Annotated in this window: 11 protein-coding genes; 3 read left to right on the top strand and 8 right to left on the bottom strand. The window is 44.7% G+C overall.

The features are described 5' to 3' along the window. Nucleotides 1-34: 34 nt before the first annotated feature. The 3 genes from Q1A86_RS01130 to pepA form a co-directional block, all read right to left on the bottom strand. Nucleotides 35-1,264 carry an EAL domain-containing protein gene (locus Q1A86_RS01130; protein WP_299801894.1) on the bottom strand — a complete coding sequence of 410 codons (1,230 nt, stop codon included), beginning with the start codon at nucleotides 1,262-1,264 and terminating at the stop codon, nucleotides 35-37. Continuing rightward, nucleotides 1,261-5,265, bottom strand: coding sequence for a transporter substrate-binding domain-containing protein (locus tag Q1A86_RS01135; RefSeq protein ID WP_299801896.1), 4,005 nt, complete (start codon nucleotides 5,263-5,265; stop codon nucleotides 1,261-1,263). The genes Q1A86_RS01130 and Q1A86_RS01135 overlap by 4 nt, the downstream gene beginning before the upstream one ends. 406 nt (nucleotides 5,266-5,671) lie before the next feature. Next, nucleotides 5,672-7,180 (bottom strand): leucyl aminopeptidase, encoded by a 1,509-nt coding sequence (gene pepA, locus Q1A86_RS01140; protein ID WP_220761172.1) that lies wholly within the window; start codon nucleotides 7,178-7,180, stop codon nucleotides 5,672-5,674. A 224-nt stretch (nucleotides 7,181-7,404) separates the two neighbouring features. Between pepA and lptF the strand changes: the two genes are divergently transcribed. Both lptF and lptG read left to right on the top strand, forming a co-directional pair. After that, nucleotides 7,405-8,520 (top strand): LPS export ABC transporter permease LptF, encoded by a 1,116-nt coding sequence (gene lptF, locus Q1A86_RS01145; RefSeq protein ID WP_299801900.1) that lies wholly within the window; start codon nucleotides 7,405-7,407, stop codon nucleotides 8,518-8,520. Further along, complete coding sequence (lptG, locus tag Q1A86_RS01150; RefSeq protein WP_299801902.1) at nucleotides 8,517-9,575, top strand: LPS export ABC transporter permease LptG; 1,059 nt, start codon at nucleotides 8,517-8,519, stop codon at nucleotides 9,573-9,575. The genes lptF and lptG overlap by 4 nt, the downstream gene beginning before the upstream one ends. A gap of 100 nt (nucleotides 9,576-9,675) precedes the next feature. Here lptG and Q1A86_RS01155 read toward each other — a convergent pair whose 3' ends face one another. The 4 genes from Q1A86_RS01155 to Q1A86_RS01170 form a co-directional block, all read right to left on the bottom strand. Beyond that, nucleotides 9,676-10,185: an RDD family protein gene (locus Q1A86_RS01155; RefSeq protein WP_299802243.1), complete on the bottom strand. Its 510-nt coding sequence runs from the start codon at nucleotides 10,183-10,185 to the stop codon at nucleotides 9,676-9,678. A 71-nt stretch (nucleotides 10,186-10,256) separates the two neighbouring features. After that, complete coding sequence (locus Q1A86_RS01160; protein WP_012154175.1) at nucleotides 10,257-10,511, bottom strand: DUF2960 domain-containing protein; 255 nt, start codon at nucleotides 10,509-10,511, stop codon at nucleotides 10,257-10,259. A gap of 45 nt (nucleotides 10,512-10,556) precedes the next feature. Beyond that, the gene (locus Q1A86_RS01165) at nucleotides 10,557-11,036 is read right to left on the bottom strand and encodes a GNAT family N-acetyltransferase (RefSeq protein ID WP_299801907.1); all 480 of its coding nucleotides are present in this window, start codon (nucleotides 11,034-11,036) and stop codon (nucleotides 10,557-10,559) included. A gap of 97 nt (nucleotides 11,037-11,133) precedes the next feature. Continuing rightward, nucleotides 11,134-12,618 carry a carboxypeptidase M32 gene (locus Q1A86_RS01170; RefSeq protein WP_299801908.1) on the bottom strand — a complete coding sequence of 495 codons (1,485 nt, stop codon included), beginning with the start codon at nucleotides 12,616-12,618 and terminating at the stop codon, nucleotides 11,134-11,136. Nucleotides 12,619-13,122: 504 nt separating this feature from the next. Here Q1A86_RS01170 and Q1A86_RS01175 point away from each other — a divergent pair. Continuing rightward, nucleotides 13,123-14,949 carry a S8 family serine peptidase gene (locus Q1A86_RS01175; RefSeq protein ID WP_299801910.1) on the top strand — a complete coding sequence of 609 codons (1,827 nt, stop codon included), beginning with the start codon at nucleotides 13,123-13,125 and terminating at the stop codon, nucleotides 14,947-14,949. A gap of 89 nt (nucleotides 14,950-15,038) precedes the next feature. Here Q1A86_RS01175 and Q1A86_RS01180 read toward each other — a convergent pair whose 3' ends face one another. Further along, a complete protein-coding gene (locus Q1A86_RS01180; protein ID WP_299801912.1) occupies nucleotides 15,039-15,677 on the bottom strand; it encodes a DUF2913 family protein in 639 nt (212 codons plus the stop codon). Between the last annotated feature and the right edge of the window lie 78 nt (nucleotides 15,678-15,755).

Below are 15,755 nucleotides of genomic sequence, written 5' to 3' on the forward strand. Positions count from 1 at the left end.
CTCCTATTCACTATTTTCCACACTGTTTAAGGTATTAGGCGTGATAACTAGCTAGCTTTTGCTGCAACTGATGCTTATCAACTTTGACTAGCCAGCTTTGGTGCCAATCACTTAAGCGTTCAACAGGCATTGGCGCGGCAATGTAATAGCCTTGTGCTAAGGTGCAGCCTAATGACTGTAATCGTTGCCACAGCGCTTGGGTTTCGACGCCTTCGGCTACTGATTTTAGCTCGAGTCGGCTACTCAACAATAAGCAAGCCTCTACAATCGCGGCTGCCGTTTTGCTGTGTTCCATGGCTTTAATAAAGCTCATGTCTAGCTTAAGTGAATCGAAAGGTAAGGTGTCTAGCAAGGTTAGGGATGAGTAACCGGTACCAAAATCATCGATGGATAGCTTAAAGCCGTGCATCGCTAAGCGTGAAGCCGACTCCAATGCTCTGCCTGTATTTTCTAAAGCATCTGATTCGGTAATTTCAAAATACACTTGGCTGGATAGTTTGGGCTGAAGTTTAGCTAAATCCAACACCTTGTCGACGAAGTGGCTATGCATTAAGGTCGTTGGCGTGATGTTAATTGCCACTGTTCGACCTGCAAGTTCCGCTTGGTGCTGCAGGATATAATTAACACTCAAGAGTGCTAACTCGGCATCCTTCTGCATCTTGCTCAATTGAGGCAGAAAACTGGTTGGCGGCAATACCCCTAAGACAGGGTGGACAAAGCGGATAAGGGCCTCACACGATTGCCACTCGGCGCTATCTAATGCGACCAAAGGTTGGAAGTAAGGCTTTATCCAGCCTTGTTCAAGGGCGTGCTCAAGTTCTTTCTCGGTGAAGGTTTTACTCTTTACTGAGTGATTTCCTGTGAACGATGAGTCAGTAAGACTCTCGACATAGGCCAAGTGTAATAGCTCTTTTAGTATATTTATTTTTACTGGCTTGCTAATCGCACCAATCACTTTTAAGCGATAACTCATACACATTTTCTGTACGGTATCGAGTACGATCTGATTGCTGGCACTGGTGATAATGATGGAGCCAGTAAACATCAGTTCACTGATGTGACTCAAGAAGGTGATACCGTCCATCTCCGGCATTTTTAGATCGCACAGCAGTACATCTGGTTTGAAGTCTGCCATAATCTTTAGCGCCTCAACACCAGAGGCAGCAGTTCGAATCTGCGAAATCTTAGGTGTTGTGATCAGTTCTAGCTGCATTTGCATCGCTTCGCGCTGAAACAGATGATCTTCTATCAGTAAGATTTTCATTTTAACTGGTTTACCTGATGAGCTATCTGCTCTAATAATTTTTCAAGCTGTAGAAGGTATTCTTGAATCGCTTCAATGTCCTGCGTTGAAGCCGCTGTTTCTATATCGGCGCAAGTGATAACAAGCTGCTGACACTCAATCACACCCGCAGCGCCCTTGAGTTTATGGGCACTATGGGCTGTGGCTTCAAAGTCGTGCTCTGCAACTGCTTGATGGAGTAATTGCATATCACTCTCACCGGTTGCTATGAACTTACTGAGTAAGTTGATGCAAAGCTGTAAATCTCCGAAGTTCGCCTCAAGCGCCTCGATATCAATTACGGTGTGGTTATTGCTGGCACACTCGCTCGTTCCACAGGAACTTGCTACTATCAAATCTGTATCTTGTGTTGATATTTGTTGAGCCTGTTCGACATTGAGCTGAGGGGGGGCATAGAGTGAAGGCTGAGCCTCCACTAAGTAATTATTAAGTACGTTTTGTAGTTGCTCTAATGACACGGGTTTTATTAAATAGTCATCGAATCCATACTGGTGGCAGCGGGCTTTTTCACTCGACATGGCATTAGCCGTGAGAGCGATAACGCCGAGGCGGCTTAGCTCTGCTTGTTGTTCATGCTCCCTTATGGCGCTAACTAAACCGTAGCCATCGAGTTCAGGCATGTGGCAATCGGTCAACACTAAATTGTATCTATTTTGTTTATAGGCCGTTAGCGCCTGCTGACCGTTGTCAAAAATATCACCAAAGTAACCTAATTTACCCAGCTGCATCCGGATCACATCCTGGTTGATGGGGTGATCTTCTGCAACCAGAATCAGTTTGTTTTGTGCAATGGCCTGCTCACGGGTAATAGCTTGCTCTGGTTGGTGCTGTTCTGCACCCGGTTTGACGTCAAAAAACTCTGGTTTAGTGAGTAGGTGCAATAAGTGCTCTGGGAGCAGCGGGTTAACAGACAGTGCCCAACCTAGCTCTGCGGGTGTCGGCGAGAGCATACTCTGTCTTCTGAGTTGAATGACTTGCACATTGGTAAGGTTGCGTTTGGCCCAGCTAGGGGTCAATACATGTTGCTCACACCAATCCTGAGGTAAAAGTAAAACTTGAATTTGAGCCTTAGCTACATGCGCTGCTAGCGCAGCTTTATTATCTAGGTGTTGTAGATTGTAGGCGGTACATTGCCAAGCTCGCAGGTACTCGCAAAGCAGATCATAGTCGCTTTCATCCAACACCATGATGCCACAGCGCTTGTTGACTGTGGAGGGAACCTCTACAGCAGCAATGGGAAAAGTCAGTGTGAAACGGAATGTGCTGCCTTGGCCTTGCTTACTGTTGACCGAGATCTCGCCGCCCATTAGTTTGACCAGCTGTTCACAGATAGACAGGCCTAGACCCGTACCACTGAAACGACGTTCGCTACTGAGATCGACCTGTTCAAACGGAATGAATAGTTTTGCGATATCCTCTTCGCTTATCCCTATGCCTGTGTCAGTAACGGCAAAGCTGATAGTCTGTTCTTTATCTGTTGCTGAAACTAAGTCTACAGATAACCAAATTTCGCCCTCAGTTGTAAACTTAGAGGCATTATTTAACAGGTTATTGAGTACCTGCTTTAGACGTAAATTATCTAAGTTTAATGAGTAAGCAAGTTTGGGCTCTAGCCATAGCTTAAACTTAATGCCTTTGCGTTCGACATGTACAATATGTGGCTGAACTAGTTCATAAATAAAGCCGCTTAGTTGGCATACTGCCGGGCTTAGCCCTAGTTTGCCCGCTTCGATTTTTGAGAAGTCGAGTACATCATTAACAATGTTGAGTAGGTTATTACCAGAGTGAGTTAGGTTTTTGTGGATCCCATGAAGCTCGTTGCTATTTAGGTGTGGGGTCATTAACTCTAACAAGCTTAAAATCCCACTAATTGGCGTGCGGATCTCATGGCTCATCATGGCTAAAAAGCGTGATTTTGCCTCGGTTGCGGACTCTGCTATTAAGCGCGCCTCATCTAGCTCTGCTTGCTTCTCTTTAATCAGAGTGATGTCGACAAGGGTGTAGGTCCAATGTTTATTCTTATCGACTTTAGTGCAGATTCCGGTGATCTGGAACCAGGATATCTTGCCGTCAATATTAAGTTTCATGGTTGTATATAGTGAGTCGCAGAAGCGAGATTGTTCGATATCTTGCAAGAAGTCATGCTCATCAGCGTGTTTCGCTAAGAACTCCATCAGTAGATTTGGCGCTTGATAGAGTTGTTCTGGTGTTAAACCTAGATACTTCTCGATATTACTGCTGATGTAGTTCCATTTAATGTCATCTATATCATCACCGTAGCGTACTAGCTGAGCAACGATTCCGCCAAAATTGTTATTGATCAACCTTAACTCTTTCTCGATGCTTTGCCTCTGGGTTATTTCATGCTTTAGTTTTCTATTGGAGAAGGCGATGACCAAGAAAATACTTACACCTCCACCGAGAATAAGTAAAATCCAGCTCGGGATTTTTTCATAAGAAAAATCACTGTTGATACTGATATCATTCCACTTATGCTTGATTGCTTCTAGTTCATCCTCATGAATTGCCGCCTTAGCCTTATTTAAAATTGAAGCCAGTGTTGCTGAGTCTTTGTTGACCCCGAAGCTAATGGCGCGGGTATATTCGCCTATAGGGTTTGGAGTTAACTTTAATTGGCCTAAATAGCGAATGCTGACGACTGAGCTGGCCTTCGATAGAGGCAATAGCCCTACCTCAACCTTACCTGCAAGAATCGCATTGAGTAGATGTTTAGTAGAATTAAAAGTCGTTATTTTCGCCTGTGAAAAGTACTTGGCTGTGTCTATATGTTGCTGGTGTAGATTTAATAGGCCAAGTTCCTTAGTGCTGGTAACTTGCTCTGTGATTAAGTCATTTGCCGTGATAGCAACCCAAGGATCTTGTGTATAGGAAGATGTACATCTTACATAGTCCAAGCTGTTCTTTTCACAGGTAAATGCTGGTATTAAATCAAAATCATTGTCGGCGAAGTGCTGTTTTAAATTCTTGCCACTATAGGCCGTAGCCTCGATACTAAGATTTAGCTTTTTCGCTATAGCATTTAAAATATCAGCGCTCATACCATCCATTTCACCGATATCATTAGTAAATGCGTATGGATGATTATCGGCCGAATAAAGTACTTTTAGCACTTTTTTAGCGCGTAGCGCATTGAGTTCGGCTTCGGTTAGGTTCAAGTCATGTTGATGGTAGACATATCTAATTTGTGCGGTTGTAAGCCAGGTCTCGTATAACCTGGTAAATGTCTCACTAGGGATAAGCTTTAACCCTGTATTTAACTCATCGATCAAATGGCTATTTTTCTTCGCCGACGCGAAATGTAGTTGGTCGAATGGCATATCGTTGAGTAGTTTAATATCAAGGGTATTTGTGGTGTCTTGGTGGGTATGAAGGTAGTCCAAAGTAATTGCGTTACCGATATAGGCGTCGGCCGCATGCTCGATTACTGCTGAATAAGCGTCTTGGCTACCTGCATAGCCGGTGATTTTTAGTTGGCTCCCAGCCGAGTTTGCTAACACTTCATTGATGGCGAAACCCGTTTCTGTCGCTATATGCTTGCCTTTTAACTCGATAAAGCTGCTGACATCTGTATCGTTGGTGATCGCGGCGTAAGGAAGTAACATCAGCGGCGAACTAAAGTGCATCCACTCCTTTCTTTCTGGCGTCATCGAGACACCCATAATGATGTCAATATCATCGTTACGTAGTGCTTGCAGAACGTCATTATAGGTCGGGTAACTTACAATCTGAGTTCGGTAGCCACTGTTATTTGCAACTTCTTGAAATAAAGACGGTAGTAGGCCAATGATTGTCTTGTCTTTGGTGACGTAGGTAAAAGGCTGCCAGTCAAATTCAGGGTAACCAATTCTAACGACTCGCTCTTCGTTTGCTGGTGGCGTTTCTTGTGCTGTCGCGCCTATGGAAACGAGAAAGAAAATAAATACAAATAATGCCTGACGCATACAGCAGCCTTAATTGGGTGGTCACGATAAATTAACTTGAATGGTTTATGCACAGGCTAGCGAACACTCACGATGAAAAGTCGTAGTGGAATCGATATTTTTATGATTCGAGTGTGGCTGATGTCAGTGTTTGGCTCTAGAAAAGAGGGCTGAAAACTGAAGCTGTGAAGTTTGCGCGTATTGTAAACTTAAATTAATTCCTGTCGATATTTTGCAAAAAATATAATGTCAGTTAGCTCTCATTTTTGAAGTTATTTTTAACAAAGCGTTTTGGCATGTTCAGGGATGGAAACTGATTTTTGAATAGAAGCAAATAAAAAGGCTAAACCACTCTATAACCAGTAGTTTAGCCTTTACACGTTAGCTCTTTAACGTCACTCTTCTAGCATTAGCTTTCTAGCGGGAGTTATTCGCCCTGTTCAATGCCAGCTTTATTAATCAAGAACTGAGTTAACAATGGCACCGGACGACCTGTCGAGCCCTTGTTCGCACCGCTATTCCAAGCCGTACCCGCCACATCAAGATGCGCCCAGTTATACTTCTTAGTAAAGCGCGATAAGAAACAAGCTGCGGTGATCGAGCCTGCTGCACGGCCACCTAGGTTAGTCATATCGGCAAATGGGCTTTCCAAGTGCTCTTGATACTCATCCCATAGTGGCATGCGCCATGCGCGGTCGCCACTTTGCTCGCCAGCATTTAATAGCTCGTGGGCAAGTGGGTTGTGACCTGAGAACAAGCCTGATGCATGCTTACCTAAAGCGATAACACAAGCGCCAGTCAGTGTGGCGGTATCGACAACCAATTCTGGGTCAAAGCGTTCGACGTAGGTCAGTACATCACACAATACCAAACGACCTTCAGCATCGGTGTTTAACACTTCTACGGTTTGGCCTGACATGGTGGTTAAAATGTCACCCGGACGATATGCATTGCTTGAAGGCATGTTTTCACAGCCAGCCAAGATACCGATAACGTTGATTGGCAACTGCATCTGACATAAGGCTTTCATGGTGCCGATAACACCAGCAGCGCCGCCCATGTCGTACTTCATCTCATCCATGGCTTCGCCAGGTTTAAGTGAAATACCACCCGAGTCGAATGTTAGACCTTTACCCACAAGCACAATTGGCTTTTCAGTATTATCGACAGCGCCCTTGTACTCCATGATGGTCATGATTGACTCATTATGGCTACCACGGCCAACAGCTAGGTATGAATTCATGCCTAGCGCTTCCATCTGCTCTTCACCGAGAGTGGTCACCGTAAGGTTTTCTGTATTTTCGGCGATTTGACGGGCTTGTGACGCTAAGTAAGCTGGGTTACAAATGTTTGGTGGCATGTTTGCCACGTCGCGGCAAAGGTGCATACCGGCAGAAACCGCCATACCGTGCTCGATGGCACGCTCGCCAACTGTTAGCTCACGGCGAGTCGGCACATTAAATACTAGCTTACGCAGTGGACGACGAGTTTCGCCCTTACGGGTTTTCAGTGCGTCAAAGCTATAAAGGCTGTTTTGTGTGGTTTCAACGGCTTCACGTACTTTCCAGTAGGTGTCGCGGCCTTTAACGTGTAACTCGGTAAGGAAACAAACCGCTTCCATTGAACCTGTTTCGTTCAAGGTATTGATGGTTTTAGTAATGATTTGCTTATATTGACGTTCATCAAGCTCACGCTCTTTACCACAGCCAACGAGCAAAACACGCTCGCTAAGGACATTGGGTACATGATGAAGCAACAACATTTGTCCTGGCTTACCTTCCAAGTCGCCACGACGAAGTAAGTTGCTGATATAGCCTTCACTAATTTTATCTAACTGTTCGGCGATACCGGACAAGCGTCTTGGTTCGTATACACCTACGACGATACAAGCTGAGCGTTGTTTCTCTGGACTACCGCTCTTTACGCTAAACTCCATGAGCTCTCCTAGATTCTTAAAGACAAATTTTATTATTTATTAGATAATGTCTGCTTGTGCCCAAAAAGGGCAAAAATATGGCTCACTCAAGAACTTTACTTTTCGAGTGTTTTCCCTGGCCATGTTATGTAATTGTTGGTTACAAAACTACTAAAAGTAGACAGTCTACATGAAAGTTGTATTGATACCAGCATAAATGAGACTTTGGAGACCGGATCCTCACTGTGATTGTATTTAGATACCTGATTCGAGAAGTTTTAAAAGCACAAATTGCGGTACTTTTAGTACTGTTAGCTATTTTTATTAGCCAACATTTTGTGCGTGTGCTTGCTGATGCCTCCGATGGCGAGTTTCCTGCATCTCTTGTTATGACTTTACTCGGTCTTAACATGCCATTCCTCACCGTTTTAGTCTTACCATTAAGTCTATTTTTGGGCATTTTATTAGCCCATGGGCGTATGTACGCCGAAAACGAGATGGTTATTTTCCATGGCGTCGGCATCAGTGAGTGGTATATCACTCGGGTCACTCTGTTGCTTGCCGTGATTAATATGGTGTTTACCTCGTTCCTATCTATTTATGTCGCACCTTGGGCTGAAGAGAAACAGAACCAGGTACTGGAGCATGCGCAATCCGAAGCTGGACTTGCAGCCTTAACTCAGGGGCGTTTCCAAACCAGTCCCAACGGCCGCGCTGTGCTGTTTGTCGAGCGTATTGGTCGAGATAATCAATTAGATAAGGTGTTTGTTGCCCAGTTGCCAGATCCCGATGACGAAACCGGTGTGGCAAATGTGGTGGTAGCGCGCACAGGTAAAGTGGTCGAAGATGAAATTGGCGGCCAGCGCTTACAGTTAGAGGATGGAGTGCAGTACCAAGGTTACCCTAAGCGTGTTGATTACCAAGTCGTCGAATTTGGTGGTTATCAGATGCAGATCAAAGAGCAAGAGGTTGATGAGCGTCGTCGTAAGTTATCTGCCATGCCTATTGGTCAACTAATGGATATTGATAGTCCAGAAGCTACTGCAGAATTCCACTGGCGATTAGCTATTCCTTTGGCTATTCCGCTGATGACGTTAATCGCAGTGCCGATGGCGCGAGTAAATAACCGCCAAGGTAAGTTCGCTAAGATGTTCCCGGCTATTTTGTTGTATTTAGGCTATTTTGGTTTGATGGTCGCCGGTCGTAAATCATTAGAAGATGGGGTCATTCCTCAGTACTTAGGGATGTGGTGGATCCATGCTTCCGCACTTGCTATAGGTATAATGCTCTTAGGTAAAGAGCGCCCAACAGGGGCGAGACTAACAGGTTTACTTAAGCGTAAAAAGGCGAGTAAAGCATGAAAATATTAGATCTCTATATCGCCAGAATACTGATTAGTACTTCATCTTTGGCCTTGTTAGTCCTTACTGGGCTATCAGGTATTATTAAGTGGGTCGATCAATTACGCGTGGTTGGACGCGGTAGTTACACCATGATGGATGCAGCTGTATATGTACTGTTTTTGATCCCGCGAGATATTGAGTTATTTTTCCCTATGGCAGTATTGCTAGGTGCCTTAATCGGTATGGGAATGCTGGCGTCAAACTCGGAGTTGGTGGTAATGCAATCATCGGGGCTTTCTCGTTTGCAGATCACCATGTCGGCGATGAAAACAGCGATACCCTTGATGATCATCGTGATGATGCTTACCGAGTGGGTTGCACCCGTTTCAGAATTGCGTGCGAAAGAGATTAAGCGAACCAAAGTGTCTGGTGGTAGTTTAATTGAGTCTAACCGTGGGATCTGGGCAAAAGATGGGCCGTTATTTGTGAATATTGGTGGTGTCGTTGATAGTAATCACCTACGGGATATTACCCTATATGAATTTAGCGATACCACGAACTTAACCAGCACGGTTCATGCGGATTCTGCTGAATATCGAGATAAATATTGGCAGTTATTTGATGTAAGAAGAACCACGCTTAAAGATGAGCAAGTGGTGTTAGTTAATCTTGAGCAAGATAAGTGGATCTCTTCACTGACACCTGAGAAACTCAGCGTGGTATCGGTTAAGCCTGAAGCGTTATCGATACAGGGACTACTCGATTATCTGGATTATTTAGAGAGTAATAACCAAGCATCGGAGCGTTATGAATTAGCTCTTTGGCGCAAATTAATGCAGCCCGTTACCGTTGCGGTGATGATGCTGGTTGCGCTTTCTTTCGTGTTCGGACCGCTTAGAACCGTGACTATGGGCGCGCGAGTGTTACTCGGAGTTGTGGCTGGTTTTAGCTTTTATATCTGTAGTGAGATCTTCGGGCCGTTAAGTATCGTATATGGATTACCGGCATTTATTAGTGCTGGCATGCCCGCCTTGCTGTTTGCTATTGGAGCACTCTACTTTATTAGGAAGTAATCCTTCTTATACAGCAGTCATAAAAAAGCCAATCGACAGAGATGTCTGTGATTGGCTTTTTTGTTGCGCTTAGATAGGGCGTAATGGATAATTCTCTCGATTAAACACCATGCCAGTTGCGCATCTGATTAGCTTCTTTAGATAGCACAACTACCTCTGAGCGAGTCATCATATCCTGTAAGGCCAGCTTATCGCCGTTAATCAAGATCCATAAGTTACCAATCCCCAGTAGTGACCATACAAGCCTTGCTGCCGCGGTCACCATACTGAGATTTTGACCGTTTGGATGTTGGATCTTAAGGCGCCAAGCACGCATTCCGAGTGTCTGACCCCCTTTGCTCCAAAAGCTGATATAGAACAGACCCACACAGGCCAATATCCAGCTCTGGTAAATACCTTTATAAAGCGGAGTGCCATTGAGTAAGTCTGACACATGTTCAAACCCTGCCATATCGATTAAGCCACTGCTGGTAAAACCGATAAAAATACCAAAACCTATTGCTCCAGCCACCATATAAACGGCTACGGCGAGCATTAGGTCATAAACGATGGCGCCACAGCGCTTTAAAAATCCAGCACGTGGAAAATTAGCGTGTTCGTTATTAGGCATGTAAGTAGTCGTCATTGATATCACTTATTATTAGGTTTATTGGATGTTGATGGCGATCATTGGCTCAAATATTATGACTTTTTCGGTTCATCTTTATGGTAGTAGATGTCGCTAAAGCCAAATCGAGCAAATTCTTTAGCGCGAAAATCCCTCACCGCAGATGAACCCTTTGAGGTCATGGCGACTTGCTGCTCCATCATCAGGTATTGGGTTAAGTCAATGCCTTCTGCTGCGGCAACTGCCTCATACATGTCATGAAACTTGTCGTAAGCAAAGTTAATCTCTTTCGCTTGGTTCTTAAACTTATAGGTAATTCTGGTTGCCATGATTAGCTTCTCTAATGAAATTGCCCCTATGATAGCAAATCTCGGCTATAAGGTATAAACCATATAGCAGGCATCATCGGTATAGCCGCTGAGATCTTTGTCTATATTTTTTATTTCAAAGCCTTGCTTGGCCCAGTAATGATTAGCACCTTGTACGGCGACTAACGAGATAGTTGGGTAATCCTTTGATTGAGCCAAATTCATCAGCCTAGATAATACTTGTCGGCCAGCTCCTTTACCCTGAGATAAAGAGGAGAGGGCGATATCGTGCAAGTATAGGGTGTCAGGGCTATCGATTTTAGCTAATACCTGCTCAAGTGAAGGCGGGCTATCTTTGATCCAAGGGTGAGCGAGGCAATAACCGATCACCTGAGACTGTGATTCAATCACAAAGCAAGTATCGGGCGAGGCTTGCCACTTACTCTGTAGCACACTGAGTGATTCAGGCTCTATTTGTGGATAGCACTCAAGTTGGATCTCGAGTATATGGGGCCAGTCTGACGCTTGAATAGGGCGGATCTTCATATAGTGACCTACTTAGGTAGTGGTTTTTACCTGAGTCAGTTTAGGTGAACTCAGGTAAAATATTGCTTGTTGATTGGCTAGCATCTAATGGCCGTGCTTATAGATAGCGCCCGATAAGGTGCTTTCTAAAGTGCTCAGGATTGAGCGTCTCACCTGTTGATTGACGCATTAAGTCGTCGACACTCAATAGGCTACCTTGAGACCAAACATTATCGTTTAACCACCCCATGACACTGGAAAGCTTACCTGAGGCTATAAGGTTTTCTACGCAGCCGATTTCTTTTTCCATCGCATTTCTAAATTGCGCGGCATACATGGCCCCTAAAGTATAACTTGGGAAGTAACCCAGCTCACCGACCGCCCAGTGTATATCCTGCATACAGCCATTCTTATAGTCGCCATCAGTATTAATGCCTAAAAGTGACTGCATCTGCGATGACCAGAATTCAGGGAGATCGGCCACGGCAAGCTCTCCGCTCACCAAAGCTTTCTCTGCCTCGAATCGCAGCAGAATATGGCAAGGATAAGTGACCTCATCGGCATCAACGCGGATCAAACCTGGAGTGACTCGGGTGTAAATATTAGTCAATTGTTCGTGAGTTAACTGGCTGCCCAATATTGAGCTGAGGTGAGGCTCTATAAGATTAAGAAACGCAGAACCTCGGCCAATTTGCATCTCACAGAACAGGCTTTGGCTCTCGTGTAGAGCCATCGATCGAGCAAGACCTGCGGGTTGACCGCGCCAAGCAATTGGCAAGCCTTGTTCATATTTTGCGTGACCCGTTTCATGGACGATCCCCATCAAGCCACTGGTAAAATCGGCTTCATCGTAACGGGTGGTTAAACGCACGTCACTGGCAACACCACCACAGAAAGGGTGGCTACTGATATCGAGTCGACCATGGTTAAAGTCAAAACCTAAGATATTCATGATCTCACGCCCCAACTTCGCCTGACTTTCAGCGCTGGCGCTCGGAATGACGAAATTAGCTTCAGATTTTTGCTTATCTTGTACTTGCTGGATAAGTTCTGGCAACCAGTTCTTTAAGTTGCCAAAAATTTGCTCAAGATTGGCGGTGGTCATTCCCGGCTCGAACTTATCTAGCAGTGCATCATAAGGGCTAACATTTTGCGCCTCGGCGCGAATATTGGCTTCCTCTTTGACTAGGGTCATTAGGTTTTCAAGATTCGGCTTAAAACCTTGCCAATCATTATTCTTACGCTGATCTCGCCAAGCTTGTTCACAGCGATAGGCGGCTTTAGTCTTAGCTTCTACCAATGACCCTGGCACAATGCTGGCCTGCTGGTACTGGTAATCCATCTCAGCGAGATTAGCTTTTTGCTGCTCAGTCAGCGGTAACTCACCAGCCTCGTTTATTGTCTGCGACAGCATAGGCGTCGTTTTTAGAGAGTGAATATGTTTTGCGAGTTCGGCCATTGCCGCACCTCGCGCTTCACCGCCTCCCATTGGCATCATGGTTGCCTGATCCCAATCACCGAGGGCACTGAGGTGTTCGAAGTGGCTAATACTTTGAAAGTGATTAACTAAAGTTTGATAGTGCGGATTGCTGTTCGCGCTCATAGTGTCTGATTTCAGTCTGATGATTTGTCGATATGCTAGCACATAAATCGGTATTCAAATGCTAATTTGCTTAGGCTCATTGGGCGGAGATTCAAGAGAGTTTAATGTCTTTTTCTGTAAAACATGGCTCACCCTATTCAAGACGATGCTTTTAACATACGAACATAGAGAAATAATTTATTTGGTATGGTTATTCGATTTTTATGCATTTAAATTCTACCTTAGCCAGTTGTTTTCACTTTAACTACCCAAGTTAAATAGATGAATTTGTTTTGTCTTGCCGCTTTGAATTATGGGCTAATACCTTTGAACTATTATTCAGTTGTAAGCGTAATAACATTTGCTTACATGTGTTAATGATTTGTTATCGGTCAAAGCCTGTGCTAGTTTGATTTCGTGTTCCGGTTTTTTTAACCAATAAACCACTAAAAAAAAGTTTAAAAAACTAATAATAATCTAGGCTTTGAATTACGGCCTAATATCATGATTTTGGAGCGAATAAATATGAGATTAACAAAAGTAGCTACGGCCTTAGTCGCCTTGTCTCTCGGTGTTTCTGCAAGCGCTACGGCCAGCGAAAGATATGTTATTCAGGTCGATAATAATAAAAAAGGGATTGTAAAAGCCCTGGCTAAAAAAGTGGGTGGTGAGCTAAATTTAGATGGTAATGGATTTATAGCGGCGACCTTCTCAGGCAAAGACCTTTCGCAAGTTAAAGGTTTACTCAATAACCCACATGTTAAATTAGTCGAAGTGGATCAGCCTCGTTTTCTTATGTCATATAGCGATGACGCAGGAAACCCAATGACTCAGCAAGTTACGCCTTATGCTGTTAAGCAGTCGAATGTGACTGATATTGCTTTCAATGCAAACGCCGGTATGAAGGTTTGCGTTATCGATTCAGGATTAGATAGAAGTAATCAAGATTTTGATTGGAACACTATTAGTGGTGATAACGATAGTGGCACAGGTAATTGGGACGAAAATGGTGGCCCACATGGTACACACGTAGCGGGTACTGTTGGTGCGGCAGATAATAATGTCGGTGTCGTTGGGATGGCACCTGGCGTCGATATGCATATCATTAAAGTATTCAATGCCGATGGTTGGGGTTACTCATCAGATCTTGCCCATGCTGCAAACCTATGTAGTGCAGCTGGCGCTAACATTATTAGCATGAGTTTAGGTGGTGGTGGCTCTAACTCTACCGAGTCGAATGCTTTTCAGTCATTCAGTGATGCAGGTGGACTCGTCGTCGCAGCAGCTGGTAACGATGGTAATAGCGTACGTTCATACCCTGCGGGTTACCCTTCGGTGATGATGGTTGGAGCGAATGACGCAACAGATGCTATCGCAGATTTTTCTCAATTCCCAAGTTGTACAACTGGCCGCGGCAAGAAACAGCGCACCGATACCAGTATTTGTGTTGAGATCGCAGCAGGTGGTGTCGATACTCTGTCGACTTACCCTGCAGGCATGGCGACAGCTTCTAATATGAGTGTTGATGGTAATCCACTCGCGAGTTCGTCGATGGAGAATGCTGGCTCTGCAAGTGGTAGCACTTACTTTATGGGCACGGCCGAAGCGACGGACTCAAATGCCAATGGTAGAGTTTGTGTTATCGACCGTGGTGTAATTTCATTCCATGACAAGGTGCTTAACTGTGAAAACTCAGGTGGTGTCGGCGCGATTATTATCAACAATGAGCCGGGGATGCTGTATGGCACCTTAGGTGATACTAACGCGACATCTATTCCATCAGTCGGTGCAACGTTTGAAGACAGAGCGGCAATTGTCGCCGCAAGCAGTGCTGATATATCAATCGGTACATCTGATTACGGCTTTATGAGTGGTACTTCAATGGCAACCCCTGCGGTATCGGGTATTGCTGCACGCGTTTGGTCTAACCACAACCAGTGTACAGGTGAAGAGATCCGAGCGGCATTAAATGCGAGCGCAAGAGACTCTGGCGCAAGCGGCCACGATGTTTACTTCGGCCACGGTATTGTTGATGCTGCGGCTGCCAATGCATACCTAACGGCAAACGGTTGTTCTGGCGGTGACGGTGGAGGGGAGCCTGGCACGGGTGACGGCCTGACTGTAACCACAAATCACTATAAGCAAAGAGGCGTTAAGGTTGTTGAGCTGAACTTTAGTGGTGCAGCGGGTAGCAGCGTAGATGTATATCGTAATGGTACAAAAATTGATACCGCTTCTAGTTCTGCAATTTATACCGATAGCATTACCACTAAAGGTGGCGGAACCTATACCTACAAGGCTTGTGATGCAGGAACATCAACCTGTAGCGCAGAGGTCAGCGTGACTTTCTAAATCTTTGTTCTTAATAAAAAGGCCTGCAGAAGCAGGCCTTTTTTATGTTTGAGCTATTGTAAAAGTTTAGATGAACCGAGACTCGAAACCTAAAGCGGTTGCAGTATCGTTAGTGCTGGCTGTATGTTCTTAGGCCACACTTGATAAGCTTTATGGTGTTTAATCAAAGAGCTCTTCTTATTACCAGGGCTTAATAGCAAATTGTGGCGATAAGCGATTTTAGCAAACTCAGTTTCATCGGCACGCACATATAAGGTGATAGGCTTAATAATCTCATCACCATCAATACGTTGACTAAACTGCTCATCAGAAATCACTAGGCTATTACAGCCATCGCTATCGAGCTTTAGCTTCTTAGTCACCTCTTCATCGGTGATGACTATCCACTCTTGGCCTTCAAGCTCAGTTAGCATGGCATTAAGCGATTGACCTAAGCCTGTTTGCTTGTCGCTAATATAGCTATATTGCGCCTTAATCTTCTCTAAAAGGGTTTTAAGCTCAGCGCCAGCGCCCATGCTGCGTCCCTGACGGATCCACAAGGTTAAGTCATCGGCGACTAATTTTGAAAAGGTGCGTTGTTTTAATGCGGTGACCATCCAGCTGCAAAGGAAGTGACTCTCAGCCGCTGGTGTTCTTACGCTGCTACTCTTAGCACTTGCTTCTGCAAGTGCATCGAGTCCCGCAATGGCGAACGCTAAAACAGCTTGGTTATAGGTGATATCTGACATGAATTCTCCGCCGTGTTGAATTGATAAAAGAGACGGCAAGGGGATTATACCTAATGGTGTAGTAAGTACGAAATTAAC

It is taken from the genome of uncultured Shewanella sp. (genome assembly GCF_947497935.1).
Lineage (GTDB): Bacteria > Pseudomonadota > Gammaproteobacteria > Enterobacterales > Shewanellaceae > Shewanella.